This is a genomic window from Pseudomonas sp. AP3_22 TE3818, from assembly GCF_053628995.1.
In genome coordinates, this window is sequence record NZ_JBRJHL010000001.1 from 803,609 (window position 1) to 827,611 (window position 24,003).

Consider the following 24,003-nt stretch of genomic DNA (forward strand, 5'->3'; position numbering starts at 1 on the left):
GGTCTTTTTTGGCGGATTCGCCGTCAACTGCGGCGATCGACGATATACCGGGCCAGATCCCGCAACGGCTCGGCCGCCGCGTCAAACGGTCGCAGGGCGTGCAGGGCCTGGTCGCGCAGCTCCAGGGCATAGGCCTTGGCGGCGTCGAGGCCGAGCAGGGCCGGGTAGGTCGGCTTGTCCCGGGCAATGTCGGCGCCCTGGCGTTTGCCGAGGGTGGCGGTATCGCTTTCGACGTCGAGAATGTCGTCCTGGACCTGGAATGCCAGGCCGATGGCCTGTGCATAAGTCTGCAGGGACTTGAGTTCGTCTTTCTCGGCACGGCCGCTGGCCAGGGCACCGAGTTTGACGCTGACTTCGATCAGCGCACCGGTCTTGTGCCGGTGCATGTATTCCAGGGCTTTCTGGTCGAGCTTCAGGCCGACCGAACCGAGGTCGATGGCCTGACCGCCGACCATGCCCGCCGGGCCTGCCGCCAGTGCCAGGGCGCTGACCATTTGCAGGCGGATTTCGGCATCCGACGTGCTCAGGCGCGGGTCTAGCAGGGCGCTGAAGGCCAGGCTCTGCAAGCCGTCGCCGGCGAGGATCGCGCAGGCTTCATCGAATTTCTTGTGAGTGGTGGGCTGGCCGCGACGCAGATCGTCATCGTCCATCGCCGGCAAATCGTCATGCACCAGTGAATAGGCGTGGATCAGCTCCACGGCACAGGCCGCGCCGTTGGCTTGCTCAGGCTTGCCGCCCAACGCTTCGCACGCGGCGTAGGCCAGCAGTGGACGCACCCGTTTGCCGCCATTCATCACGCTGTAGCGCATGGCTTCATACAGCCGCGCCAGCTCGGGGCCTGGTGCCGTGAACAGGGTTTCCAGGGCCGCATTGACGCGGGCCTGGCTGGTGGCCGAGTACGCTGCAATCATTCTGGCTGATCCGCGTCGAAGGGTTCCTCGGCCAACTCGCCATCACGCTCGAGCAGTACCTGAACCTTTTGCTCGGCCTGGGCCAGCGCCGCCTGGCAATCGCGGGTCAGACCGATGCCTTGCTCGAAAGCGGCCAGCGAGTCCTCCAGCGACAATTCGCCATTCTCCAGACGCTCCACCAGCGTTTGCAGGTCGGCGAGGGACTGTTCGAAATCCAGTGCAGCTTTTTTGCGGGCCATGGCGGCGATTTCCGGTTGACGTTAAACCGGCGCGACACTAGCAGATAGGGGGTTCAGGGGCAAATGAGCGGGGTGTTTGGTGCAAGGGTTTCAGCGCTCAGGATGCGCTTGGTCGGGATATTTGATCTGATAGCGAGTACTGCGCCCGCCACCCGGCAGGCGTTGTAGGCAATCCTTATCCAGCAGTTCGGCCAGATGCCGGGTCGCGGTCGCTTTGGAGACTTTCGCAACGGCTTGATACTGCGCCGCACTGATCCCGCCTTCGAATCCGCGCTCCCCACCGTCCAGCAAACGATTCAGTACTTTGGTCTGCTCGGTCGACAGCTCGGACTCCCGGTGCGCCTGCCAGAAGCGCGCTTTGCCCAGCACGGATTCGATCCGTGCCATGGCCTGTTGCAGGCTGCGCAATAGAGTTTGCAGGAACCATTCGAGCCAAACCGTAATGTCCGTGTTGGATTTCTGGCAGGTTTCCAGCACCCGATAATAGCCGGATCGATCCTCGAGAATACTCGCCGACATGGCATAAAAACGGATCGCCTGAGCTTCGCCTTGAGCCAATGCAAGGTCGGTGATCGTCCTGGTCAGGCGACCGTTGCCGTCGTCAAACGGGTGGAGTGTGACAAACCAGAAGTGTGCGATGCCAGCTCGAAGCAAAGGGTCGGGCCCGGACTGATTTCGGCTGGTTTCAAACCATTCGAGGAAGGCATCGAGTTGGCGCTCAAGGCCCAGGCGAGGCGGTGCTTCGAAGTGCACGGTCGGTCTGTCGAGACGACCGGAAACCACTTGCATTGGATCATCGCCGCGCAAAGCACCTACACGAATGCTTTGCGCGGCCAAGCCGATTTCCTGTTCTGGAAGCAGCCACTCATGCCAATCCAGCAATCGTTCAAGTGTCAGCGGCTCGGCGAAATGCCGGGTAGCATCGAGTATTAATTGCGCGAGCCCTTCACTGCGCTTGCTGATGTTGTCGCCATCATTGAGCTCCAACCCCAATCGCCGCGCCAATGAAGAACGAACTGAACCGACATTCAGCTGTTCACCTTCAATGGCCGATGAGGTGACGATGTTTTGCAACAACGCATCCAGCTCACTTTGCGCGCTCAGCGAACTGCCCACGGAACTGGCCATGCCCATTAGCCGACCTTGTGCTTGAACGCACTCGCGTAACAAGGGCGCCAGTCGTTCGGCATTCCAGGTGAACCCCGGCCAATCAGGCTGCTGCCATATCCATTGAGGTGTCATGAACTTGATGCTCTATGTAGGGTTGAGCTGATTAGATGGGCTATTCGGCTCATATAATGAGCCGAATATGGCGCGTATTCGGCTCACCGTCCACCCGTTATCGTGATTCCCACCGCAATTTCGCAGCCGTCCGATTGTTAAAAAACACCCGAATGGCTAACCTTCGAGCCCTATACGACCTGGCAGTCACGGGTCTTTCAGACGAAGCGCAGTATTCCCATCTGTAACGCGCCCAGGATCAGGCGCAAGGTTTCGTCATGCATGGCAGGAGGCGTCGCATGCGCTCATTTCTTTTGCTGCTGATCGGGTTGGCTATCGCGCCCCCGATTCTGGCTGCGCCGAATGCCGAGTTGTCGGAGCCGGTGGGCGGCTGGCGCTACAACGGTTTGCTGGATCGCACGGAAAACCCGCAAGTCGCCTATCCCACGCCGCCCATCGACCGGGGCGTGCAGCGCAATCGCACGATGATCGAAGGCCAACTCAAGGCCCTCGGCACTCAGCGTGGGCCGCACACGCTGGCGGTCAACGGCAATCCCTTGAATCTGTACACCGACGACCAGGGCCGTTTCGCCCGGCCCTATGCGTTCGGCGCCGGTTCCAACAGCGTCGAAGTGCGTAGCGTTGAAGGCCAGTCGCTCAAGCGCGTTCAATTCTATGAAGCCAACAACCTGCGCACCCCGGCGCGGATTCGTGTGGTGCTGGGCTGGGACGACCCGAAGGCCGAGCTCGACTTGCACATCATTACCCCCGACGGCCAGCACGCTTTTTGGGCGCACTCGGCGCTGACCAATGGCGGCGGCCTCGACCCGGACGGCGTCGATGGCCCCGGCCCGGAGATGTTCACCATGACCGCGCCGCTGCACGGCACCTATCTGGTTTACGTGAACTATTGGGGCAACTTCGGCAGCGGCGGCTATAACTTCGATGAGACCGGCAACCAGAACGAGGTGATTACCTCGCAGATCAACCTGGTGCTCAACGAAAACACCGTCGATGAAAAACGCGAGACCTTTATCGTGCCCCTGCGCGCAATCGGCGACCTGCTGCTGGTCAAGACTTTCAACTATTAAGCATCCCGTTCCACGGATGAACATCGGGTTTTGTGAACATGAGTGATAGCACTGTTACTCCGGCCGCTGGCGCACCCGCGGCCAAACCTTCCCTGCATTGGCCGACGCTGCTGATCGGAATATGCCTGGTCGCTGGCGTAGCCGGTGGGTTGGGGTGGCTCATGCACAAGCCCAAGGCGCCGGCGCCTGCGTTGGCCAGTGACAAACTGGGTATGGGCCGGCCGGATGGTTTGCTGGAAACCCATTCCTTGAGCCAATTGCCCAAAGACCTGCTCGCGGTGCCCTTCCTCAAGGAAACCCTGACCGAAGATTTCGTCTTCTACTACGAAACCCACGCCGATCGCCTCGGCTTGATCGGCAGTCTGCGGCGTATCATCTACGAACATGACCTGAAGCTGCAGGACACCCTGATCGAGCAACTGTTCGATCAGCCTGCCGACGTGGCGTTGTGGCGCGGGGCGGACGGGCGGCTCAAGGATTTCCTGCTGGTGATGGATCGGGGCGGCCTGGCCAAGGTGCTGGAACCGCTGGCCAAAGTCGCGCTGGACGACTCGCAGCTGAGCAAGGTCGCTGAGGTGAAGGTCGGCAGCGAAAACGTGCCGCTCTATCAACTCAATTACAACGCCAGCAAGGCGCTGTTGTTCGCGTCCCATGGCGACAAACTGGTGGTGCTGTCCAATCCGGCGAAACTCTACGATCCGCAAAGCGGTGCAACGGAGGAGCCGGGCAGCGTATCGACCACGGCCGTTGCCGCGCTGCTCAATGGCGAAAAGCTGTTTCCCGAAGCCTTCGGCCTGCCGCCTCGTACGCCGCAGGTGAAACAACGCCTGTCGGTGAATGCCAGCGTGCTGGCCATGGGTTACCAGCGTTTCATTCCGAACTTCGCCGGCCTGCGCTTTGACATGGACGACAAGGGCTGGCACAGCTTCCTGGCCATGGATGAACTGGAAAATCAGCCGGACTTCGATTTCAAACCGATCTGGCAAGCCATGCCCATGGGGGCCAGCGCTTGCGTGGCGTTGCCGCTGGCTGCCGAACAACAGAAACCGCTGCTGGTGAAACTCGGTGCCGAGGAGACGGTGGCCCAAGCATTGACCGAACACATGGCCGGTGCGGCGGGCCTGTGCTGGTATGCCGATTCGCGGTTGTACACGCCCTTGCTGGTGGCCAGCCTCAACGATGACGACGGCGGCAAACTCGATGGGGATCTGGGCAGCCTGTTCGGCTCGATGGTCGGTGCGCACGAGAGCAATGTCGAGGACGGTGCCTTCCCGGTGGTGGAAAAACAGGAAGGCCAGAGCCATCAGTGGCAACGTCAGGTCAGCTCCAGTTTCGGACCTTATGCGGCCAAGGAAGCTCAAGATCCCGATGCCATCACCGGCAAGGCGTTCATGAAAGTCAGCCTCGCGCGCCATGGCTCGACGTTGCTGTTTTCCCTCGACGACAAGCTGGTGGACAAGGCCCTCGGCACCCTCGACAAACGCTTCCCGCCGATGGCCGACGTGGTGCCCAAGGACTTGCTGATGCCAGTCTATTTCGGCCCCGATTCCATGGCGCAACTGATGCAGCAGGAAACCCTCGACAGTCTGCCCCAGGACATGGAGCCGGTGTTCTACAACGCCGCACAAACCTTCCTGATTCCGAAACTGCGCACGCTCGGTGGCTACGGCAAATACGCCCTGACCTTGCCCGAAGGCAGCGAGCCAGACGGCCATTGGCAGTGGCTGCCGCTGGAGTGGAATGCGCTGTGACGGCATTGATCCGCAGTCTCGGCCTGATGGCATTGTTGCTGAGCGCAGGTGCCCGCGCTGTCGAGACGCCATCGCTCGACCCGCAGCAATCCCAGGTGTTCCGCGCCTGGTTCGTGCGCATCGCCCAGGAGCAGCTGAGCCAGGGCCCGAGCCCGCGCTGGTATCAGCAGGATTGCGCCGGGCTGGTGCGCTTTGCCGCCAATGAAGCGCTGAAAGTCCATGACGACAAATGGCTGCGCAGCAATGGCCTGTCCAATCGTTACCTGCCGCCGGAGCTGCCATTGAGCGATGCCCAGCGCGGTCTCGCCCAGCAGTGGCAGCAGGGCGGCGGCAAGGTTGGGCCGTACGTCAACGCGATCAAGTTGATCCAGTTCAACAGCCGTCTGGTCAGTCGCGATGTGTCCCAGGCGCGACCGGGCGACCTGATGTTTTTCGATCAGGGCGACGACCAGCACCTGATGATCTGGATGGGCCGCTACATCGCCTATCACACCGGCACCACCACACCCACCGACAACGGCATGCGTTCGGCAAGCCTGCAGCAACTCATGACATGGAAGGACACCCGATGGATACCCGACGCAGCCAACCCCAACTTCATCGGCGTCTATCGACTGAATTTTCTCTCCCAATGACCGGTGCCCGCATGCTGCGTTTTCTGTCTCTGATGTTGGTGTGGATGCTGCCACTCTCGGTGGTTAACGCCGATGACTCGGTCCCGGCCAGCGGCTATGCGCCGGTAGCCGGCGAGAGCTTTTTCCTGCTGGCCGACAGCAGTTTCGCCAGCGATGAACCGGCGATGGTGCGCCTCGAAGCGCCGGGTCGCGACTATCGCCGGTTTCGCATGGAGCCTTATGGCGGCGCGGACATTCGGGTGTATCGCATCGACAAGCCGCTGGACTTCCTCAAGCGCCAGAAGAACCTGCATCGGGTGGTCAGCGATGGCCAATTCAAGGGTGAAGGCTTGTCCAACACCCTCGCGTACCTGTGGGACAACTGGTATCGCAAATCCCGCCGGGTGATGCAGCGGGCGTTTTCCTACGAGTCGCGTAAACAAGTCACCGAGGAAGTGCCGGAACTGAAGATGGGCAATGCGATGGCCGCGCCAACGCCCTACGATGCACAGCCGCAATTCGCGTTGATACCGGGTTTGCCGGTGGTCAGCCAGTTCCGTTACCCGTTGTGGCAGGCCAAGCCGATCCAGCCACCGGCGGGGGTGAACCTGGCCGGGTCTTCCAGCGAGTTTGTCAGCGTCGCGCCGGGCAATGTGTACATCCCGCTGGGCAATCTCAAACCGGGTCTTTATCTGGTGGAGGCGCTGATCGGCAAGTACCGCGCAACCACCATGGTGTTCGTCTCCAACACCGTGGCGGTGAGCAAAATTGCCGGCGACGAATTGCTGGTGTGGGCTGCGCGCAAACACGAAGGCAGTTCGGTGCCGAAGGTCAATGTGCTGTGGACCGACGGCCTGGGTGTGATGAGCAGCGGCGCCACCGGTAGCGACGGCTTGCTGCGCCTGAAACACGTCAGCCCCGAGCGTTCCTTCGTGATCGGCGAAGATGAAGAGGGAGGAGTGTTCGTCTCCGAGAACTTCTACTACGACAGCGAAATCTACGACACCAAGCTCTATGCCTTCACCGATCGGCCGCTGTATCGGCCGGGGGATTGGGTGTCGCTGAAAATCGTCGGACGTGAGTTCAAGAACGCGCGGGACTCGGTGCAGCCAAACGCTGCCGACGTCAATGTGAGCGTGCTCGATGCCACCGGCACGGCGCTGCAATCCCTCGATCTGAAGCTCGACTCCAGGGCCGGCACCCAGGGCCGCTTCCAGTTGCCGGACAATGCCGTGGCCGGTGGTTATGAACTGCGTTTCAGCTACAAGGACCAGACCTACAGCAGCGCCTTCCGCGTCGCTGAATACATCAAGCCGCACTTCGAGATTTCGCTCAATCTGGCCAGGCAGGATTACCGCACCGGCGAGCCGGTCAAGGGCAGCCTGGTGCTGCTGTACCCGGACGGCAAACCGGTGGCCAATGCGAAATTGAGCCTGAGCCTGCGCGCCCAACAGCTGTCAATGGTCGACAACGAACTGCAATACCTGGGGCAATTTCCAGTGGAGCTGACCAGCACCGAACTGACCACCGACGCCAAGGGCAACGCAACGCTCGACCTGCCCGCCGCCGACAAGCCGAGTCGCTACATGCTGACCGTGTTCGCCAGCGACGGCGCGGCGTATCGGGTCAAGACCACCAAGGAAATCCTCATCGACCGTGGCGCGGCAAACTTTCGCTTGAGCGCGCCCCGACGCTTCAGCGCAGTGGGCGACAAGGTTGCGTTCAGCTACACCCGCGAAGGCGAGCAGGCGCAGGCCGTTACACCGGGCAGCTACGGCTGGGTACGTCTGGAAGACCAGAGCATCGGCGAAGGTAAACTCGCGGCCACCGACAAAGGTTTCACCCTGGCCTTTGACCGGCCTGGCACCTACAACCTGACGCTCAAGGATGACCACGGTCGCGTGGTCGGCGCCACCGGGCATTCGGTCACCGGCGAAGGTGTCAAAGCCGTACCCGGTACCGTGGAGATCGTCCTCGACAAGCCCGAGTACATCACCGGCGATGAAGCGCTGGCGTTGATCACTTTCCCGGAACCGGTCAACGATGCCTTGCTGTCGCTGGAGCGGGACAAGGTCGAGGCGACCGCGCTGCTGTCCAGAGGCGGTGACTGGCTGAAGACGGAAAAGCTCAGCGATACCCAATACCGCGCGCGCATCCCGGTGAAGGACGGTTTCGCGCCGAACCTGACCTTCTCGGTGCTGTACACCAAGGGCGGCCAGTACAGTTTCCAGAACGCCGGCATCAAGGTGGTAACGCCACAAATCGACGTGGTCATCGCCACCGATAAAGACACCTACCGGCCGGGCGCAACCGTCTCGGTGGACCTGACGACTCAATTTGCCGGTATGCCGATCCCGGCGCACCTGACGGTCAGCGTGGTCGATGAAATGGTCTACGCGCTGCAACCGGAAGTCGCGCCGAGCATCGACCAGTTCTTCTATCACCCGCGGCGCAACAACGTGCGCACCAGCGCCAGTTTGTCGTTCATCAGTTATGACGTCGCCTTGCCGGGCAGCCCCGGTGCACCGGGCAAAGCCAATCGCAGTGAGCGCGGCGTGAAGGTGCTGGAACGGCCGCGTCGCGAGGACGTCGACACGGCGGCGTGGCAACCAGAATTGCTCACCGATGCCAACGGCAAAACCCGTTTCACCTTCAAGATGCCCGACTCACTGACCCGCTGGCGCATCACCGCCAAGGCCATCGCCGATGACGGTCAGGTCGGACAGAAGAAGCAATTCGTACGCTCGGAAAAACCGCTGTACCTGAAGTGGAGCGGGCCGAGCCGATTCCGAACCGGCGACAAACCGGACCTCGGTGTGTTCGCCTTCAGTCAGGCCGAGAAACCGGTCAAGGCCGAACTGGTGACCCGTTACGCCGGCAACGAACAGCGCGTACCTGTGACCCTGAACAGCGGCATCAACTACGTCCCGTTGCCGGCGTTTGAACTGGCCAATGGCGAGTGGAGCGCCGAGCTGGTGCAGGACGGCAAAACCGCTGACGCGTTGACGGTTCACCTGAGCGCGACCGGTGAAGGCTGGCGGGTGACGCAATCGCAGAGTCTCGATGTGAGCAGCGGCGATACACCGCTGACTCTGCCGGCAGACGCGACCGATATTCGCCTGCGCCTGGATGACAGTCCGCAAGCGTTGTTCCGTTCTGCCCTCGACGACCTGTTGAGCTACCCCTACGGTGGCGTCGAGCAGACCGCCAGTCGCCTGCTGCCGTTGAGCATCGCCTACCCGACGCTGGCGGTGAATCCGCAGATCCGCGATCGCTTGCGCCTGATCATGCAAAACAGTCGCCTGCGCCTGGTACAAATGGCCGGTCCTTCGGCGAGCTTCACCTGGTGGGGCATGGACGGCGAGCCGGACGCGTTCCTCACCGCCTACGCCTATTACGCCGACTGGCACGCCAGCCGGGTGCTGGACCTGAGCCTGCCACCGGAGCATTGGCAGCGGGTGCTGGAGGTCTACGCCAAACAGGCGAACAACACGCCGTTGCTGCAGCGGGCGCTGATCCTGTCGTTCGCCAAACAGATGCAGTTGCCGGTCAACACCTTGCTCAGTGGCCTGATGGATGATCTGGCGAAAGCGGGCGAGGGCACGGCCGCCAACCTGATGGAGGGTGGCGAAGACAGCCTCGTCATGAGCGATCCTGACTCAGCCCTGGGGCTGGCTGCCGCGCGAGTGCTGACGGCCGCGCTGGCCAGGCAGGCGAAGGTTGTTCTGCCGAGTGCGTTCAACCGGCAACTGGCCGACGCGCAGCAACGTCTGGCGGTCAGTTCCCAGCCGTTTGCCGAAGCGCTGAACCTGTCGCTGCAACCTTTCGATCAGGTTCGCGCCCAGGCATTACTGCAACGCCTGTTGCCGCAGCAATCGACCCTGGAACGGGCATTGGCGCTCACCTGGCTGCAACGCAGCATCGAGCAGGCATCGCCCACCATTGCATTGGCCCCGGGTGAAGGCTGGAAGAAACAGTACGGGGTTTCTGGTGAGATGTTTTGGACTTGGCAGGGGTCTGCGCCAGTGCCGGCGGTGTTGACGCTGACCGGGGTGCAGGAGCGTCCGCTGCGCGCTGCATTGAGCTATCGCAGCCAGCAGCCGGCGGTGGATCCGATGGCCGTGACCATCACCCGTCGCCTGTCGCGGCTGGTGCCGGGGGATGAGGCTTTCACTTTCAAACTTGAAGCGGTCGGCAACGCGCCGCTGTCCAGCGACAATCTTTATCTCGACGAAGTGATCATCACCAGCAAAGCCGCCAAACCGCTGCGCTACGGCCTGCTGGAAGTGCCGCTGCCACCGGGCGCCGATGTCGAGCGCACGACCTGGGGCATCAAGCTCATGGGCAAGGCTGGCACCGAACCGACATCGCTGGAGAAGGCGCGTTTCGAGCCGGGGCAAATGGCTTATGCCGTTCCGGTCGATGCCTTGAGTGGCGAATTGCGCCTGCGGCATCTGGTGCGTTTCTCGCAGAAGGGGCAGTTCAACTTGCCGCCGGTGCGATTCACTCAGGTGTATGTGCCGCAGCATCAGGCGATGGAACAAAAGGCAGCCCTTGGCCAGGTTACGGTTCACTGACGTGCACAGGTTGCTGCTGGGGTGGCTGCTGTGTTTGATCCCTATGCTGGCGACAGCACAGGACGAACCGCTGCGCCTGGCCTTCAAGGGCGATTTATTGTCGTTGAGCCGAACTCAGGTGATCGCCCGCGAGCCACTGCCGCAGACCTTGCAGACGCCGTTGGGCAGTGTGTGGAAGTTGTTCGTCTACGCTTGGCTGGTGGACAGCGGTGCGCGTGAGCCGGCTTATGAATGTCGCGGCCAGTCGAAGGAAGAAGTCTATTGCTGCACGGCGGGTGGCAGGATCGAGCGCGATCAGGCGTTGGTGAAGTCATGCGGTCTGTATTTCGAACCCGCGCGACTGGGCATCCGCGAGGCCGACTGGCGAGCCTATTGGCAGGCACGGCAGGCGCCGCAATGGCTGCTGGATTTGCCTTCGTTGCAACCGGCTACCCGGGTTTCGGTGGCGGAACTGTTGAAGGTGTTGGCCGTGCTGCCGGCGCAGGATCAAGCCCGACGTGTGTTGCTCGATGTGGTGCTCAATGCCGCCGATGGCCATGTCGTCGGCGAACTTGGAAGTCGCCTGCGCGTGAAGACCTGGAGCTGGTTGGCGGATCAGGATGCCACGTCACGCCAGGGCGGATTTGCCGGCTGGACGGCGGACGGCACACCGGTCTGGGCCGGGGGGCGGGGCACCAGTCAGCGGGTACTGCGCGATTACGCCCAGGCGTTGTCTACGGTGATACCTGCTTCCTGGCCAGCGGATGCAGGGAAGTGTGTAGAAGTTGATCTGTTCTCCCGCTATCCACTTCGGCGCGTGCTGTCAGGGGGCAGTGTGGTGTCCTCAGGGGCGTTACAGGGGGACTACCGCATCGAGTTCGCCAACGGCAATGCGCTGGATGTCCACAGTGACGGTGAACTCTTTCTGCTGAACGACAAGCTCGTCGCCCGGCTGGATCGCGAAGAGTACGTCGCCCGTGTGCTCCAACGCGAAGCCACTGCCGAGCCGGTCGAGGCCGCCAAAGCCCTCGCGGTGGCCATCCGCACGTACCTGCTGCAAAACGCCACACGCAGCGGCGATTGCCTGAGCATCGACGACAGCAGCAGCCGTCAGCGGGTCGCGCCGCGTCCGGCATCGTCCGAGTCCCGCGACATCGCTGCGTGGACCAGCGACCTGGTCCTGGCCGGCAGTACCGTCACCTATCATTCCGATCAACCCGGCCCGGACAAGCTGTCCTGGCAGCAAGCCGTCGAACAGGCCCGTGCCGGCCAGCGCTACGACGCCATCCTGCTGCACGCCTACTCACGCGCCAGTCTCAGTCGCTGGGACAACCCGGTCGCGTCCTGCGAAGCATTGCCTGCCGCGCAAGACTGGCTGCAGAAACAGCGGCGCGGCTGGCGTGCGCGGTTGGAAGGCGAGGTCGGCTACAACGAAGTCAGCACTTTCGCCGTATGCCGCCTGGCCTTCGGACGCCCCTATGTCGACCGCGAACGCCAGCGAATCTACGTGCGTGGCGTGCTGACGCTGCAAGACCGCCTCGACCTGACCCACGAATACCTGCACCTGGCCTTCGAAGCACACCCCAACGGCCAGGATGAAACCTACATCGAAGGGCTCGCCCGTCACCTCTTGCTGGAATAGACCATGAAGCTCCGTTATCCACAGGTCTTGCTGTGTCTCTGCTCGCTGTTGGCGTTGCCATCAGTGATGGCGGCGGACAGCGTCAAACTCGACACCCCCGCAGGCGGCTGGCGCACCGGCGCGCCCGAGGGCGAGGGGGAAAGCTTCCGGCAGGTCGTCAACTACCCGGCCTCGTCGGTCAACACCCCGGCAGGGCAGGCCAACACCGCACGCATCAGCGGCCAGATCAAAGCCACAGCGAAATCCACAGAGCCCGGCCGGCTGATCGTCAACGGGGTGAGCATGCCGCTGAAAATCGACCCGGCCGGCCGCTTCGATCGCCCGTTCTCATTCCCCAACGGCAGCAACAGCGTCGAAGTTCGCAACCCCGATGGCCAGCAACGCCACCGCACGCAATTCCTCAACAGCAGCGGCGGTGCGACCCCGGCCAAGTTACGTGTATTGCTGGCATGGGACAGTGACAACACCGACCTCGACCTGCACCTCATCACTCCCGACGGCGCGCACATCTGGTACGGCGACCGCATCGCCCCCAACGGCGCAGCGCTCGACGTCGACGTCACTACCGGCTACGGTCCGGAAATCTTCGCCATGCCTGCACCGATCAAGGGCCAGTATCTGGTGTATGTGAACTACTTCGGTGGCGGCTACAGCAGTGATGAGGAGGGGCAGGAAGATGCGGTACAAGCGCTGACCACGGCGCAGGTGACGGTGATTACGGAGGAGGGCACACCGAGCGAGAAGATGGAGACTTTCCTGGTGCCGATGCGGGCGGTGGGGGAGTTGACGTTGGTGAAGTCGTTCAGCTATCCGTGAGGTTGAGGTGCAGCTTGCGCAGGGTTTGCACACGATTGCGCCCGTGATCCTTGGCGCCATACAGAGCCTCATCGTTGAGCTTGAAAGCGAAGTCCGACCGGCAGAGCCTCTTCCGGGTTAAGGGTAGCGGTCTATGGATCGGGTGGATTTAGCATCGGCCATTTTGGCTTGGCAAGTGTTCTCTGGGCGGGATGGATGCTTGTTAGCGTTGTTTCATGCAGAAATATACTGTGAATGTTCTTGCGTCGGTATCAGGAGTAATTGAGAGGGCCCTCCCGCTGACATGGAAATGCCCTGACGTGAATGATCTTCCTGGCAATACCTCTCTCGATTCTGTTTTCAGTGAAATTACCCAACTGATTGTGACTGCTCGACAACGCGCCATGCAGGCTGTCAACACCGAGCTGATAGAGCTGCACTGGCAGGTTGGGGCCTACATCAGCCGCAAGATTGAAGCGGCGGAGTGGGGTGATGGGGTGGTGGCTCAACTGGCCGCTCATCTCGCTCGCACCCAGCCGGGATTGCGAGGCTTTACCCGGTCTAACTTGTTTCGTATGCGTCAATTTTTCGAGGCGTACAGGCATGACGTAAAAGTCTCAGCACTGCTGAGACAATTACCATGGACTCAAAATCTGATCATCCTCAACCAGAGCAAACACCCGGAGGAGCGCGAGTTTTACCTGCGCATGGCAATCCAGGAAAAGTGGTCGAGCCGCGAACTGGAGCGGCAGTTCAAGGCAGCTTTGTTTGAACGTTCAGTGGTCAGCCCGGCAAAAGTCTCAGCACCGCTGCGACAAATTCATCCCCAGGCCCTGGACGTGTTCAAGGACGCCTACGTGGTCGAGTTTCTGGCTCTGGAGCGTGGTCATGCAGAGACGGACTTGCATGGAGGCCTGCTGCACAAGCTCAGGGATTTTCTGATCGAACTGGGCAGGGACTTCTGCTTTGTGGGTTCGCAATATCCGTTGCAGGTAGGCGGGCGGGACTTTGCGCTGGATCTGTTGTTCTTCCACCGTGGGCTGAACTGCCTGGTGGCGATCGAACTCAAGGTCGGGCGCTTTGAGCCGGAATACTTGGGGAAAATGGATTTTTATCTTGAAGCGTTGGACCGCAATGTCCGCAAACCACACGAAAACCCGGCGCTCGGCGTATTGCTGTGCGCGAGCAAAGAGGACGAAATCGTCGAGTACGCCTTGAACCGCTCACTGTCGCCAGCCTTGATTGCGGAGTACCGCACTCAATTGCCAGACAAGAAACTGTTGCAAGCCAAGCTGCAGGAGTTTTATGCGCAGAATACTGAAGGGGCTGAGTGATTTTTTTTGTGAGTCACTTTCTTTCAGGCATTAAAAAGCCGGCTTGTGGCCGGCTTCTCGGGGACTGGCTTGGATCATTTTTGGTAAACCGCGCCAGCCTTCAAAACGTACACCCGGATCTTGCGTCCGGCTGTGGGACCTGCTGAGAAAGTCATCTGTCAGGTCAGCGCATCTGAGCCGCAGGGCGGGTCGATGCGTAAATGTGGGGCGCAGCATACGCAGGTTTGGCGGAAATTCCCAGCGGGAAGTGCCGTGCAGAGCCGTTCGGCCATTTGGGTGGGTGGCCGATGGGTGATGTGGAGCGTTTAGAGAAACGGCACCACCGGCCGCCGTTTGTTCAGGGTCGACCACCAGAACACCCAACCCAGTACCCGGATGTTCTGTTCCTCGATTTGTGCCGCCCGGAAGATTTCATCCGGGTACTCGGCGCGGTTGTGGCTGCGCAATCGCAGGGAGTTGCCCGGCAGTCGGTGCAGGTACTTGATGCGCAGCATGCCATCATGTTCGATGGCGTAGATCTCGCCATCGATAATCTGGGTCAGGCCACGGTCAATCGCCAGGGTCGAACCGTCTTCAATTTTCTCACCCATGCTGTTGCCGCTCATGAGGGCGCAGATGGCATCGGCGTGGTTGATTTCGAGGGAGTCGAGGTGGCTGCGGGGCAAGCGGATGGATTGCTCGGGATCTTCTATGACGTGGGTTTTGTTGGAGCCCGGGGCGGTGACGGCTTCTTTGTAGAAAGGCAGTTCGACGTCGACAGGCTCGATGACCGTATAGATACCGCGGATGGTCTGGGCGTCGAAGGTGTTGCCGGGCTCCTCGATCAGGCGCAGGTGCCGGGCGTCTTTCGAGCCTTCGCCGGTTTTCAGCCAGTCGCTGCTGACGGAGAGTTTTCTGGCGACTTCTTCCATGCAATGGGCAGGCACGCCGCGGGTGTACCAGTTATGTACATTTTGCGGAGCCGTATCCAGAAAATCGGCAAATCCGGTGGTCGTGATGTTCGCTGCTTCGAGGAGCGCTTTAAAGCGTGGGCCGCTAGTGTTCTTTTTCATGAACGCGAGTCTACTGGCGGCTGGTAAGGGTTTGAATAAACGCCTCGTTCAAATTTTGCGGGAAATTTACGACCGGATGTAAGACGCTCTTGGGGAATTTTAAACAGACAAAACCAAGGTCAAACAAAGTTAAACGTCATGTTTAACGCGCTTATCAAGCGCCCACAAAAAACCCCGGATAAACCGGGGTTTTTCTTGCAGCCTGTCGCTGGAAGCTCGCGACTGCTCTTAGCCTTTATAGGCTGCAACCGACTTGGTGATCGCGTCGCGGGCGGCGTCTGCACCGGCCCAGCCTTCGATCTTCACCCATTTGCCTTTTTCGAGATCTTTGTAGTTCGCGAAGAAGTGCTCGATCTGCTGGATCAGCAGTGCTGGCAGGTCGGTGTATTCCTTGACGTCGACGTACAACTGGGACAGCTTGTCGTGCGGAACTGCGATGACTTTGGCATCGCCGCCGCCGTCGTCGGTCATGTTCAGGATGCCGACCGGGCGAGCGCGGATCACCGAACCAGGAGCAACCGGGTAAGGGGTCACGACCAGCACGTCGAGGGGATCACCATCGTCAGCCAGGGTGTTCGGGATGTAACCGTAGTTGGCCGGGTAGAACATTGGGGTGGCCATGAAACGGTCAACGAACAGGCAATCGCTGTCTTTGTCGATTTCGTATTTGATCGGCGCGTGGTTGGCCGGAATCTCGATCGCGACGTAGATGTCGTTCGGCAGGTCTTTGCCAGCCGGAATCTTGCTGTAGCTCATTGGGCGTTGCCCCCGTTAGTTGACCAGAAACACTTGGCCGGATTGACCAAAAAGTGGCGGCGATTATAGGCATATTCCTGTGTCGACGCCATGTACCAGAAGTCGTATGGCGCTCACTGGTGTGCCTGATAGACAGGGTCATGCGCCTGAAGTTGCTTCAACCTTGCCAGCGGGTCCTGGCGATAGAACAGCTTCAGCTGCTGGTACACCTGTGGATAAGCCTCGTGCAGCAAATCCGGGGCGCTGAAGAAGTATTCGCTGGTGACGGCGAAGAACTCGGCAGGGTTTTCGGCGGCGTACGGGTCGATGGCGGTTTCAGCGTCGGGATTGCGTTCCAGTTGCCGGTCGAGGTCGTCGTAGGCCTCTTGCATGACCTTGGCCCAGTCGCTGACCCGCATGTCGGGATGCAGTGGCGGCAGGCCGTTGGCGTCACCGTTGAGCATGTCGAGTTTGTGCGCCAGTTCGTGGATCACCAGGTTGTAGCCTTCCCAGCCTCCGCTGGCCATGACGCCGGGCCAGGCGAGGATGATCGGGCCTTGCTGCCAGGCTTCACCGCTGTGCTCACCGTCCCATTCATGCTCGACGCCGCTGGCGTCGCGATGGCGCTGGGGGCTGAGGAAGTCATCGGGGTAGAGAATGATTTCGTGGAAGCCCTGATACCAGTTCAGGTCGCCGAGGTGAAGCAGCGGCAGTTGCGCCTGGGCAGCGAGCAGCAAGCGTTGCTCCTGATGCAGTTCGACGCCGGGCAGGGCACTCAGGTGCTTGTCTTCGAGGAACAGCACGCAGGCTTCGCGCAGCCATTGGTCTTCGGCGGCACTGATGCCATCGAGAAAGCTCAGGTGATGGCGCACCCGTTGCCACATGTCATCGGCAATCGGGTGCCTGGCCAGAGTGCGTCGGCGACGCCAGGCGCTCAGGGACCACATCGTGTCAGCGCGATTCGGCTTTGGAGCTCGAACCGGCAAGGCGGCTACGCACCATGCCGATGATCATCGGCACCAGCGACAGCAGGATGATGCCCACAATCAGCAGCGACAGGTTCTTCTTGATGAACGGTACGTTGCCGAAGAAATAACCGAGCGTCACCAGGCCACCGACCCACAGGATGGTGCCCAGCACACTGAAGGCAAAGAAGCGCGGATAGGGCATTTTCCCCACACCGGCGACGAACGGTGCAAAGGTCCGGATGATGGGCAGGAAGCGCGCCAGGGTCACGGTTTTCCCGCCATGCTTGTCGTAGAAATCGTGGGTTTGTTGCAGGTAGTCGCGTCGGAAGATCTTCGAGTTCGGATTGCTGAACAGTTTTTCACCCGCCGTTCGTCCGATGATGTAGTTGGTGCTGTCGCCCAGAATCGCCGCCAGCATCAGCAGGCCGCCGAGCAATACCGGGTCCATGCCGCCACCGGCCGCCACGGCGCCGGCGATGAACAGCAGGGAATCGCCCGGCAGGAAGGGCATGACCACCAGGCCGGTTTCACAAAAGATAACCATGAATAGAATGGCGTAGATCCATGCCCCGTAGTTGGCTACAAGCATGTCGAGGTAGACGTCGAGATGCAGGACAATGTCGATCGGGTTGAAATCCATGGATAGCACCTGTGGTATTGGCCCGACTCTGCAGGCCTGTGCGGATGACTTCGCGTAAGACTACGGATAGGGGTAGTTTTTCTTACAAGCCGGGAATATCGGGATTATACGAGGCGAGTGGTGAAAATCGCGTCGAGATTGTAGCGGGGAATGTCATGACAGGGCTGATGTTTGATAACGAACACGTCGGAGCGAGCCTGCTCGCGATGCCATCGCAAGCAGGGTGCAGGTGATTCAGAGTTCGTCGCTGATCGGCAGCACATAGTTCTTGAATTCGGTGTCTACCTTGAATCCGATGGACTCGTAGGTTTTCTGCGCGATTTCGTTGTTGCTGCTGGTGGAAACGCGCATGCGTACGGCATTGGTTTCCTTGGCCATTTTTTTCGCGGTACGGATCAGGTTGTCGGCCACCAGCTGGCGGCGGGCGTCCTCGGCGACATAGATGTCGTTGAGGATCCACACACGCTTGAGTGACAGCGAGGAGAAGCTCGGGTACAGCTGACAGAAGCCCATCAGCTTGTGGCTGTCGTCATCGGACAGCGCGAGGTAGATCACCGACTCCTTGCGACGCAGGCGTTTTTCGAGGAACGCCCGGGACGAGTCCGGATACGGCAGGGAGCCATAAAACTCGCGATATCTGACGAACAACGGGGTCAACATGTCCAGGTGTTCGAGGGTCGCTTGAATAATCCGCATGGTAGGTCTCGTCTTCAAGTGGCTGTCTTACGTCTCTGACGGCGATGGGAAACCCTTGGCGGCCGCGCAACGATCCTGCCTGAAACGGGTACGAATGTGCAATGTGGAAGCGGTTCAGGCATTCGGCGGCCCAAGCAGGAAATTATCTTTCATGTCGGCTCCCGCGTCCGATTCCAGTGTCTGGACCTGGGCTTCATCCTTCAGATTGACCCCTGACAACTGCCGCCGGCAGGCTTCGCGCATCAAGTACAGCAAACGGTGTGCCGCCATGCCGTAACTCAGGCCCTCGAGCCGCACGTTGGAGATGCAATTGCGGTAGGCATCGGTAAGGCCGACCTTGGGATTGTAGGTGAAATATAAACCCAGGCTGTCCGGGGAACTGAGGCCAGGGCGTTCGCCGATGAGGATGACGGTCATTTTCGCACCCAGCAGCTCACCGATTTCGTCAGCGACCGCCACACGCCCCTGTTCCACCAATATCACCGGCGCAACAGTCCAGGCTTCAGCTGCAATCTGTTCTTCGAGGCGTGCCAGAAAGGGCAGGCTATGGCGATGAACGGCCAGTGCCGACAGGCCGTCGGCGATCACAATCACCAGATCGACCCCACCAGGATGCGCAGCAGCGTAGTCACGCAGGGTCTTTGCCGACGCGTCACTCAGCTTTCGGCCCAGATCCGGGCGTTGCAGGTAACTGTTGCGGTCGATCGCTGCACTGTGCAGCAAAAGGCTTTGGTGTCCGCGTTCGGCCAGTTGTGAGTTGAGTGCCGCGTGATCGAACGGCAAGTGCACCGCATCCCGTGCCTGGGCGTGGGCGTACTGGAAGTCCAGTTGCGCGCGGGTGGGAATGCTGGTGCCGGTCCGGCCCAGGGCAATTCGCGCCGGTGTCAGGCGTCGCAGTTCCAGCCATGGGTTGTGGGGATCGAAGGGTAGTTTATCCATGTCATTGCTCATCCCAATTGCGCCAAGGCCTGCCGAAAGGCCGGCGGCAGGCTGTCACCGAAGAGAATCCTGCCGTCCGATTGAGTGAAGATGCCCATTTTCGCCAGCCATTGCTCGAACTCCGGCGCGGGCTTCAATCCCAGGGTCTGCCTGGCGTAGAGCGCATCGTGGAACGAGGTGGTCTGGTAGTTGAGCATGATGTCGTCGGAACCCGGGATACCCATGATGAAGTTGATCCCGGCGACACCCAGCAGGGTCAGCAGGGTGTCCATATCGTCCTGGTCAGCTTCGGCATGGTTGGTGTAGCAGATGTCGCAACCCATGGGCACACCGAGCAATTTGCCGCAGAAGTGGTCCTCCAGGCCGGCGCGGATGATCTGTTTGCCGTTGTACAGGTATTCCGGGCCGATAAAGCCGACAACGGTGTTGACCAGAAACGGGTTGAAGTGACGGGCGACGGCATAGGCGCGGGTTTCGCAGGTTTGTTGATCGACGCCATGGTGAGCGTTGGCCGACAGAGCGCTGCCCTGACCGGTTTCGAAGTACATCAGGTTCTGGCCCAGGGTGCCGCGATTCAGACTCAATCCGGCGTCATGGCCTTCCTTCAACACACTCAGGTTGATGCCGAAACTGGCATTGGCCGCTTCGGTGCCGGCGATCGACTGGAATACCAGATCCAATGGGACGCCGCGATTGACCGCTTCGATCGACGTGGTGACATGGGTCAGCACACAAGCCTGGGTCGGGATTTCGTAGCGCTGGATGATTGCGTCGAGCATCTCCAGCATCGCGCAAATCGAGGCGATGCTGTCGGTGGCCGGGTTGATGCCGATCATCGCGTCGCCATTGCCGTGCAGCAGGCCGTCGAGAATGCTCGCGGCGATGCCGGCCGGTTCGTCGGTGGGGTGGTTGGGTTGCAGGCGCGTGGACAGGCGCCCGCGCAGGCCCAGGGTGCCGCGAAACTGGGTGACCACGCGGATTTTTTGCGCCACCAGCACCAGATCCTGCACACGCATGATCTTTGATACGGCGGCGGCCATTTCCGGTGTCAGGCCGGGTGCCAGGGCGCGCAGGACCTGTTCATCGGCGGCATCACTGAGCAGCCAGTCGCGAAAACCGCCGACGGTGAGGTGGCTGACGATCGCGAAGGCTTGTTTGTCGTGGGTGTCGATGATCAGGCGCGTCACTTCATCGGATTCGTAGGGGATCAGTGCTTCCTGCAGAAAGTGGCTTAGCGGAGTGTCGGCCAAAGCCATCTGTGCGGCCACCCGCTCGCCATCGTTGAGCGCGGCGACGCCGGCCAGAAAATCTCCGGAGCGGGCCGGGCTGGCCTTGGCCATCACTTCCTTGAGGCTGTCGAAGCGGTAAGTCTGGGCGCCGACGGTATGGGCGAATGTGGCCATGGGGCGGTGTCCTCCAATAATTGCTGCAATCTGCTCTTCCTGTGGGAGCGGGCTTGCTCGCGAATGTGGTGTGTCATTTAAAGTAGACGCCGACTGACACGACGCCTTCGCGAGCAAGACCGCTCCCACAGGGGAACTGCGTGCACTTCAATAATGCAGGCGCCGGGCAGCGGGCCCGGCACCGGTGCATGTCATATACCTTCGAGCATAGCGTCCGCTGGTGCTTCGGAGCGCTGCCGGGCGGTCAACTGGAAGTACAGGTAACCGGCGATCATGAACCCGAGGAAGATCAGGCCGATCAAGGTGTTGAACCACGCCATCGCCACCAGGCACACCACTGCCAGGAACAGGGCGATCCCCGGTACGATTGGATAGCCGGGTGCACGGAAGGTGCGTTCCAGGTTCGGCTCGGTTTTACGCAGTCTGAACAGGCTCAGCATACTGATGATGTACATCACGATGGCGCCGAATACCGACATGGTGATCATCGCTGCCGTCAGGCTCATGCCTTGCAGGTTGACCAGGCCATCGCTGTAGATGGCCGCAATGCCGATCACGCCACCGGCCAGAATGGCCCGGTGCGGCGTCTGGAAGCGCGAGAGTTTGGCCAGGCCTTTGGGTAAGTAGCCAGCGCGAGCCAAGGCGAAGAACTGGCGTGAATAGCCAAGAATGATCCCGTGGAAACTCGCCACCAGGCCGAACAGGCCGATCCACACCAGCATGTGCATCCAGGTCGAATTATTGCCGACCACGGCCTTCATCGCCTGGGGCAGCGGATCGTTGATGTTCGACAGTTGGCGCCAGTCGCCGACACCGCCCGCCATCACCATCACGCCGATGGCCAGGAACACCAGGGTCAGAATGCCGCTGACGTAGGCCTTGGGGATGGTGCGTTTCGGATCCTTGGCTTCCTCCGCGGCCATGGCTGCGCCTTCGATAGCAAGAAAGAACCAGATCGCGAAGGGAATGGCGGCGAAAATGCCAGGAATCGAGCCCATCGTGAACTCATTGGCACCCGACCAGCCGTTAAGTACGAAGTTGCTGAAACTGAATCCCGGGGCGACCACGCCCATGAACACCAGCAGTTCAGCGACAGCCAGCACGGTGACCACGAGTTCAAAGGTGGCCGCGATGCTGACGCCGAGGATATTGAGGCCCATGAACACGAAATAGGCGCCAACGGCGGCGATCTTCGGGTCCAGTTCCGGGTATTGCACGTTGAGGTAGGCGCCGATGGCCATGGCGATGGCCGGTGGGGCAAAGACGAATTCGATCAGGGTGGCGATGCCGGCGATCAACCCGCCTTTCTCACCAAAGGCCCGGCGACTATAGGCAAATGGCCCGCCAGCGTGGGGAATCGCTGTCGTCAGTTCGGTGAAGCTGAAAATGAAGCAGGTGTACATCGTCGCCACCATCAAGGCGGTGACGAGAAAACCCAAGGTGCCTGCGGTGCCCCAGCCGTAACTCCAGCCGAAGTACTCGCCGGAGATCACCAGGCCGACGGCAATACCCCATAGATGCAGGGTGCCGAGTGTGGGTTTGAGCTGTGTGGAAGAAGTAGTCATAAGTCCTCTCTATTTTTTATTGTTCGATCTTTTGGACTTTCGGGTGTGACGGGTTGGGTGAAACGCTGAATGACGGGTACGCAAAGCCCGTGCCAGAGCGGCCAGGCCTTGGGTGTTGTGTTGTTTCGGATGCCATCGCCGGCAAGCCGGCTCCTACAGATTTACGCGGTCTGTAGGAGCTGGCTTGCCAGCGATGGATTCACCTCATTTCAAGAGGGGTTAGAAGAAGCCCAACGGATTGATGTCGTAGCTCACCAGCAGGTTTTTGGTCTGCTGATAGTGATCGAGCATCATCTTGTGGGTTTCACGGCCGACGCCGGACTTCTTGTACCCACCGAACGCGGCGTGCGCCGGGTACAGGTGGTAGCAATTGGTCCACACCCGACCGGCCTTGATCGCCCGGCCCATGCGGTAGGCGCGGTTGATGTCGCGGGTCCAGAGGCCGGCACCGAGGCCGAACTCGGTGTCGTTGGCAATCGCCAGGGCTTCGGCTTCGTCCTTGAAGGTGGTGATGCTCACCACCGGGCCAAAGATTTCTTCCTGGAACACGCGCATCTTGTTGGTGCCCTTGAGCAGCGTCGGCTGGATGTAATAGCCGCTCGCCAGGTTGCCCTCGAGTTTTTCCACCTTGCCGCCGGTCAACAGTTCGGCCCCTTCGCCCTTGGCGATTTCCAGGTACGACAGGATCTTGTCGAATTGCTGCTCGGACGCCTGGGCGCCGACCATGGTGTCGGTGTCCAGCGGGTCGCCGCGTTTGATTTGCAGGACTTTCTTCATCACGACGGCCATGAACTCGTCGTAGATCGACTCTTGCACCAGCGCACGGGACGGGCAGGTGCAGACTTCGCCCTGGTTGAAGAACGCCAGCACCAGGCCTTCGGCGGCTTTCTCGATGAAGGACGGTTCGGCCTTCATGATGTCTTCGAAGAAGATGTTCGGCGACTTGCCGCCCAGCTCCACGGTGGACGGAATGATGTTTTCCGCCGCGCATTTCATGATGTGCGAGCCGACCGGGGTCGAGCCGGTGAAGGCGATCTTGGCGATGCGTTTGCTAGTGGCCAGGGCTTCGCCGGCTTCTTTACCGAAGCCTTGCACGATGTTCAGCACGCCCGGTGGCAGCAGGTCGCCGATCAGTTCGGCCAGCACGGTGATGCCCAGCGGGGTTTGTTCGGCAGGCTTGAGCACCACGCAGTTACCGGCAGCCAGGGCCGGGGCGAGTTTCCAGGCGGCCATCAGGATCGGGAAGTTCCACGGAATGATCTGGCCGACCACGCCGAGGGGTTCATGGATGTGATAGGCCACGGTGTTGCCGTCGATTTCGGCAGCGCTGCCTTCCTGGGCGCGGATGCAGCCGGCGAAGTAGCGGAAATGGTCGGCGGCCAGCGGGATGTCGGCGTTGAGGGTTTCGCGCACGGCCTTGCCGTTGTCCCAGGATTCGGTGATTGCCAGCAGTTCCAGGTTTTGTTCGATGCGGTCGGCGATTTTCAGCAGCACCAGCGAGCGCGCCTGGGCGGACGTGGCGCCCCAGGCATCGGCAGCGGCGTGGGCAGCGTCCAGGGCCTTGTCGATGTCTTCGGCCGTGGAGCGGGGGAATTCGGCAATCGGTTGGCCATTCACTGGCGAGGTATTGGTGAAGTACTGACCTTTGACAGGCGCGACGAACTCGCCGCCGATGTAGTTACCGTATTTGGCTTTGAACGAAACGATAGCGCCTTCAGTACCGGGGTGAGCGTAACGCATGGTGGTCTCTCCTTGCTTTTGTGCTTATAGGGAGTCGCGCATGTGCGCTTGCTATAAGCGTAGAGCAAGGGGCGGGCCAGTGCGTTGCAGCTCAGGCAAATCAAGGCCTTG

Annotated in this window: 19 protein-coding genes; 7 read left to right on the top strand and 12 right to left on the bottom strand. The window is 60.6% G+C overall.

From position 1 onward, the window contains the following. Positions 1-23 precede the first annotated feature (23 nt). The 3 genes from ispA to AB7M25_RS03850 all read right to left on the bottom strand — a co-directional run bounded on the left by ispA (position 24) and on the right by AB7M25_RS03850 (position 2,392). Complete coding sequence (gene ispA / locus AB7M25_RS03840) at positions 24-911, bottom strand: (2E,6E)-farnesyl diphosphate synthase (protein WP_429518474.1); 888 nt, start codon at positions 909-911, stop codon at positions 24-26. Then, positions 908-1,150 carry an exodeoxyribonuclease VII small subunit gene (locus tag AB7M25_RS03845; protein WP_007970180.1) on the bottom strand — a complete coding sequence of 81 codons (243 nt, stop codon included), beginning with the start codon at positions 1,148-1,150 and terminating at the stop codon, positions 908-910. The genes ispA and AB7M25_RS03845 overlap by 4 nt, the downstream gene beginning before the upstream one ends. A gap of 90 nt (positions 1,151-1,240) precedes the next feature. Beyond that, positions 1,241-2,392: a Fic family protein gene (locus tag AB7M25_RS03850; protein WP_429383949.1), complete on the bottom strand. Its 1,152-nt coding sequence runs from the start codon at positions 2,390-2,392 to the stop codon at positions 1,241-1,243. A gap of 278 nt (positions 2,393-2,670) precedes the next feature. On the opposite strand from AB7M25_RS03850, the gene AB7M25_RS03855 reads away from it, so the two are divergent. From AB7M25_RS03855 to AB7M25_RS03885, 7 genes are all read left to right on the top strand, one after another. Further along, positions 2,671-3,462 (top strand): YfaP family protein, encoded by a 792-nt coding sequence (locus AB7M25_RS03855; protein ID WP_429383947.1) that lies wholly within the window; start codon positions 2,671-2,673, stop codon positions 3,460-3,462. 38 nt (positions 3,463-3,500) lie between these two features. Then, entirely contained in the window at positions 3,501-5,213 is a 1,713-nt protein-coding gene (locus AB7M25_RS03860) for a DUF2138 domain-containing protein (RefSeq protein WP_429560915.1), read from the top strand. A gap of 26 nt (positions 5,214-5,239) precedes the next feature. Then, positions 5,240-5,848, top strand: coding sequence for a DUF1175 domain-containing protein (locus AB7M25_RS03865; protein WP_454238331.1), 609 nt, complete (start codon positions 5,240-5,242; stop codon positions 5,846-5,848). Next, complete coding sequence (locus AB7M25_RS03870) at positions 5,845-10,404, top strand: alpha-2-macroglobulin family protein (protein WP_454236991.1); 4,560 nt, start codon at positions 5,845-5,847, stop codon at positions 10,402-10,404. The genes AB7M25_RS03865 and AB7M25_RS03870 overlap by 4 nt, the downstream gene beginning before the upstream one ends. 43 nt (positions 10,405-10,447) lie before the next feature. Next, entirely contained in the window at positions 10,448-12,025 is a 1,578-nt protein-coding gene (locus AB7M25_RS03875; protein ID WP_454238332.1) for a DUF2300 domain-containing protein, read from the top strand. Positions 12,026-12,028: 3 nt separating this feature from the next. After that, positions 12,029-12,841 (top strand): YfaP family protein, encoded by an 813-nt coding sequence (locus AB7M25_RS03880; protein WP_007970187.1) that lies wholly within the window; start codon positions 12,029-12,031, stop codon positions 12,839-12,841. A 299-nt stretch (positions 12,842-13,140) separates the two neighbouring features. Next, positions 13,141-14,154: a PDDEXK nuclease domain-containing protein gene (locus AB7M25_RS03885; RefSeq protein WP_454236992.1), complete on the top strand. Its 1,014-nt coding sequence runs from the start codon at positions 13,141-13,143 to the stop codon at positions 14,152-14,154. Between the two features lie 305 nt (positions 14,155-14,459). On the opposite strand, the gene AB7M25_RS03890 is transcribed toward AB7M25_RS03885, so the two are convergent. The 9 genes from AB7M25_RS03890 to exaC form a co-directional block, all read right to left on the bottom strand. After that, a complete protein-coding gene (locus AB7M25_RS03890) occupies positions 14,460-15,206 on the bottom strand; it encodes a LexA family transcriptional regulator (protein ID WP_429518483.1) in 747 nt (248 codons plus the stop codon). A 228-nt stretch (positions 15,207-15,434) separates the two neighbouring features. Beyond that, entirely contained in the window at positions 15,435-15,962 is a 528-nt protein-coding gene (gene ppa / locus AB7M25_RS03895) for an inorganic diphosphatase (RefSeq protein WP_007894323.1), read from the bottom strand. Positions 15,963-16,075: 113 nt separating this feature from the next. Then, positions 16,076-16,888: a M90 family metallopeptidase gene (locus AB7M25_RS03900; protein WP_102702054.1), complete on the bottom strand. Its 813-nt coding sequence runs from the start codon at positions 16,886-16,888 to the stop codon at positions 16,076-16,078. Positions 16,889-16,892: 4 nt separating this feature from the next. Next, on the bottom strand, positions 16,893-17,549 hold the full coding sequence (locus tag AB7M25_RS03905; RefSeq protein WP_095965734.1) for a DedA family protein: 657 nt from the start codon (positions 17,547-17,549) through the stop codon (positions 16,893-16,895). 234 nt (positions 17,550-17,783) lie between these two features. Then, complete coding sequence (locus AB7M25_RS03910; protein WP_429383929.1) at positions 17,784-18,245, bottom strand: GNAT family N-acetyltransferase; 462 nt, start codon at positions 18,243-18,245, stop codon at positions 17,784-17,786. Between the two features lie 114 nt (positions 18,246-18,359). Then, the gene (eutC, locus tag AB7M25_RS03915; RefSeq protein WP_429383927.1) at positions 18,360-19,196 is read right to left on the bottom strand and encodes an ethanolamine ammonia-lyase subunit EutC; all 837 of its coding nucleotides are present in this window, start codon (positions 19,194-19,196) and stop codon (positions 18,360-18,362) included. Beyond that, positions 19,193-20,587 carry an ethanolamine ammonia-lyase subunit EutB gene (locus AB7M25_RS03920; RefSeq protein ID WP_429383925.1) on the bottom strand — a complete coding sequence of 465 codons (1,395 nt, stop codon included), beginning with the start codon at positions 20,585-20,587 and terminating at the stop codon, positions 19,193-19,195. The genes eutC and AB7M25_RS03920 overlap by 4 nt, the downstream gene beginning before the upstream one ends. A gap of 191 nt (positions 20,588-20,778) precedes the next feature. Beyond that, positions 20,779-22,152 (bottom strand): ethanolamine permease, encoded by a 1,374-nt coding sequence (gene eat, locus AB7M25_RS03925; protein ID WP_102702057.1) that lies wholly within the window; start codon positions 22,150-22,152, stop codon positions 20,779-20,781. A 219-nt stretch (positions 22,153-22,371) separates the two neighbouring features. Further along, positions 22,372-23,892, bottom strand: coding sequence for an acetaldehyde dehydrogenase ExaC (exaC, locus tag AB7M25_RS03930; protein WP_429383923.1), 1,521 nt, complete (start codon positions 23,890-23,892; stop codon positions 22,372-22,374). Positions 23,893-24,003: the final 111 nt, after the last annotated feature.

What these genes read in the sequence shown, in the direction of transcription:
- ispA (WP_429518474.1), bottom strand. Translation starts at nt 911, where the DNA reads ATGATTGCAGCGTACTCGGCCACCAGCCAGGCCCGCGTCAATGCGGCC.
- AB7M25_RS03845 (WP_007970180.1), bottom strand. Translation starts at nt 1,150, where the DNA reads ATGGCCCGCAAAAAAGCTGCACTGGATTTCGAACAGTCCCTCGCCGAC.
- AB7M25_RS03850 (WP_429383949.1), bottom strand. Translation starts at nt 2,392, where the DNA reads ATGACACCTCAATGGATATGGCAGCAGCCTGATTGGCCGGGGTTCACC.
- AB7M25_RS03855 (WP_429383947.1), top strand. Translation starts at nt 2,671, where the DNA reads ATGCGCTCATTTCTTTTGCTGCTGATCGGGTTGGCTATCGCGCCCCCG.
- AB7M25_RS03860 (WP_429560915.1), top strand. Translation starts at nt 3,501, where the DNA reads ATGAGTGATAGCACTGTTACTCCGGCCGCTGGCGCACCCGCGGCCAAA.
- AB7M25_RS03865 (WP_454238331.1), top strand. Translation starts at nt 5,240, where the DNA reads ATGGCATTGTTGCTGAGCGCAGGTGCCCGCGCTGTCGAGACGCCATCG.
- AB7M25_RS03870 (WP_454236991.1), top strand. Translation starts at nt 5,845, where the DNA reads ATGACCGGTGCCCGCATGCTGCGTTTTCTGTCTCTGATGTTGGTGTGG.
- AB7M25_RS03875 (WP_454238332.1), top strand. Translation starts at nt 10,448, where the DNA reads ATGCTGGCGACAGCACAGGACGAACCGCTGCGCCTGGCCTTCAAGGGC.
- AB7M25_RS03880 (WP_007970187.1), top strand. Translation starts at nt 12,029, where the DNA reads ATGAAGCTCCGTTATCCACAGGTCTTGCTGTGTCTCTGCTCGCTGTTG.
- AB7M25_RS03890 (WP_429518483.1), bottom strand. Translation starts at nt 15,206, where the DNA reads ATGAAAAAGAACACTAGCGGCCCACGCTTTAAAGCGCTCCTCGAAGCA.
- ppa (WP_007894323.1), bottom strand. Translation starts at nt 15,962, where the DNA reads ATGAGCTACAGCAAGATTCCGGCTGGCAAAGACCTGCCGAACGACATC.
- AB7M25_RS03900 (WP_102702054.1), bottom strand. Translation starts at nt 16,888, where the DNA reads ATGTGGTCCCTGAGCGCCTGGCGTCGCCGACGCACTCTGGCCAGGCAC.
- AB7M25_RS03905 (WP_095965734.1), bottom strand. Translation starts at nt 17,549, where the DNA reads ATGGATTTCAACCCGATCGACATTGTCCTGCATCTCGACGTCTACCTC.
- AB7M25_RS03910 (WP_429383929.1), bottom strand. Translation starts at nt 18,245, where the DNA reads ATGCGGATTATTCAAGCGACCCTCGAACACCTGGACATGTTGACCCCG.
- eutC (WP_429383927.1), bottom strand. Translation starts at nt 19,196, where the DNA reads ATGAGCAATGACATGGATAAACTACCCTTCGATCCCCACAACCCATGG.
- AB7M25_RS03920 (WP_429383925.1), bottom strand. Translation starts at nt 20,587, where the DNA reads ATGGCCACATTCGCCCATACCGTCGGCGCCCAGACTTACCGCTTCGAC.
- eat (WP_102702057.1), bottom strand. Translation starts at nt 22,152, where the DNA reads ATGACTACTTCTTCCACACAGCTCAAACCCACACTCGGCACCCTGCAT.
- exaC (WP_429383923.1), bottom strand. Translation starts at nt 23,892, where the DNA reads ATGCGTTACGCTCACCCCGGTACTGAAGGCGCTATCGTTTCGTTCAAA.